Genomic DNA, 1857 nt, shown 5'->3' with positions numbered 1-1857 from the left:
TGCCGGCCTGATGAACAAGCAGGTCGCCGCCGAGCTTGGGCTCGCCGAGATTACGGTCAAGATCTACCGGGGACACGTAATGAAAAAGATGCGTGCACGCTCGCTGGCCGACTTGATCAGAATGACTGAGACGCTGGGAGTTCGCACTAATCGTCCTGAACAAACCCAAGTATGATTTTACAATTTCATCAGTCGAGCCCACTTTTCGCGCAAGGTGGCTAATGCTTGCAGCCGCTATTTCCGCTCCAGGAGGGCTCGTCTTGTCCACGCCTTTGATTTCCGTCGTTGACGACGACGCGTCAGTCCGTGCGGCGACAGAGAATCTTTTGAAATCGCGTGGCTACATCGCCCAAATATTTGCGTCGGCCGAGGAACTCCTGAGGTCCCCGCAATTGGACGAGACATCCTGTGTCATTACCGATATGCAGATGTCGCCTATGAGCGGCCTGGAGCTGATGGCAGAGATGCGGACACGGGGTTACGACGCACCATTCATTTTCATTACCGCTTTCCCCAACGACCGCGTGCGCTCGTCAGCGCTGGGTGCCGGAGCGATTGGCTTCCTCGCCAAACCCTTTGCCGGACAAGCGTTAATCGAGTGCCTCGACACCGCGCTGAACGCGTATGACGGCCGAGGCGGCATCTGATGCAATCAACATGCGGCTTGAATTGATGTGCGATCTAAACGCTCCACGCGTCGATCTCGCCACCGATCAACCTCTTCGGAGTCAAACACGCTAGTTGCTCTAAACGGCGAACGAGAGGCGAATTGTTGCCCTGTCCATGCTTTACCGACTCTCACCGGGCGGCTAGTGGCTCTGCACAGTGATTTTGACTGGTTGGATCTGGGGCGGTCAGACTAGCTCCGGCAGGCTTTTGGGATCGACGAGAACCTCGATGCTGCGAGGCGTCGTTGGCTGCCGTCTGATGAGGCCGGCGCGTTCCAGCGTCAGCACCATTTGGTGAAATGAGGGCGGGCTGATGCGAAAATATTCCTGCATGTCGGTTTCCGCCGGGAGCCTGCGGTGCAGCCGCGTATAGAGGTGGATGAAGGCAAGGTACTGCCCCTGTTTGGGCGTGAAGGTTTTTGCCGAAGGACTCACGCCGGCCATCCGATTCAGTTGTTCGTGCTCGCCTCGATCAAGGAGGCCAGCATGAATGTACGCTATCGGGTCGAACTGAGCCAAGTCGAGCGCACCGAGCTCAAGACGCTGCTGGGCGGTGGCAAGCATGCGTCTCGCAAGCTCAAGCGGGCCCAGATTTTGCTGGCTGCCGATGCCGGGGCCAGCGACGAAGAGATCGCCAGGAGCGTTGGTGTGGGCGGCTCGACAGTGTACCGGACCAAGCGACGCTTCGTGGAGGGCAATCTGGAGCGGGCGCTGAGCGAAGAGCCACGCCCCGGAGCGGAGCGCAAACTCTCGGGCAAGGAAGAAGCTCTACTGGTGGCGACCGCCTGTGCCGGTCCGCCCAAGGGCCGCGCCCGCTGGACGCTCAAGCTGCTGGCAGGTGCGATGGTCAAGCTCACCGAGCACAAGAGCCTGTCTCGCGAGACGGTTCGACGGCGTCTGGCCGAAAATGGTCTCAAACCCTGGCGCAAAGACATGTGGTGCATTCCGCTGGTCGACGGCGAATACGTCGCCCGCATGGAAGACGTGCTCGATCTCTACGCCGAGGCGCCCGACCCCGAGCACCCGGTGGTGTGCTTCGATGAAAGCCCGGTGCAGCTCATCGGCGAGGCACGTCAGCCGATCCCCGCCGAGCCCGGCCGGCTCGAACGTTACGATTACGAGTATCGGCGCAATGGCACCGTCAACCTCTTCGTCCTGCTCGACGTGCATCGCCCCTGGCGCAAGGTCA

At 60.2% G+C, this 1857-nt stretch carries 4 protein-coding genes; 3 read left to right on the top strand and 1 reads right to left on the bottom strand.

Annotated elements, in window-relative coordinates:
- A partial coding sequence (locus E4K64_RS39700) for a LuxR C-terminal-related transcriptional regulator (RefSeq protein ID WP_235884906.1) occupies positions 1–175 on the top strand: 175 nt, incomplete at its 5' end.
- A 46-nt stretch (positions 176–221) separates the two neighbouring features.
- The gene (locus E4K64_RS39695; RefSeq protein ID WP_135167632.1) at positions 222–647 is read left to right on the top strand and encodes a response regulator transcription factor; all 426 of its coding nucleotides are present in this window, start codon (positions 222–224) and stop codon (positions 645–647) included.
- 207 nt (positions 648–854) lie between these two features.
- Here E4K64_RS39695 and E4K64_RS39690 read toward each other — a convergent pair whose 3' ends face one another.
- On the bottom strand, positions 855–1187 hold the full coding sequence (locus E4K64_RS39690) for a LexA family protein (protein ID WP_347338667.1): 333 nt from the start codon (positions 1185–1187) through the stop codon (positions 855–857).
- Between E4K64_RS39690 and E4K64_RS39685 the strand changes: the two genes are divergently transcribed.
- The coding region (locus E4K64_RS39685; protein ID WP_135167630.1) for an IS630 family transposase at positions 1155–1857 on the top strand (703 nt) is incomplete at its 3' end. The genes E4K64_RS39690 and E4K64_RS39685 overlap by 33 nt on opposite strands.

Origin of the sequence: Bradyrhizobium frederickii (assembly GCF_004570865.1) — a bacterium.
In the GTDB taxonomy this organism is placed as follows: Bacteria; Pseudomonadota; Alphaproteobacteria; order Rhizobiales; family Xanthobacteraceae; genus Bradyrhizobium; species Bradyrhizobium frederickii.
Note: the sequence above shows the minus strand (reverse complement) of the source record. Positions and strands in the feature narration are given on the sequence as shown.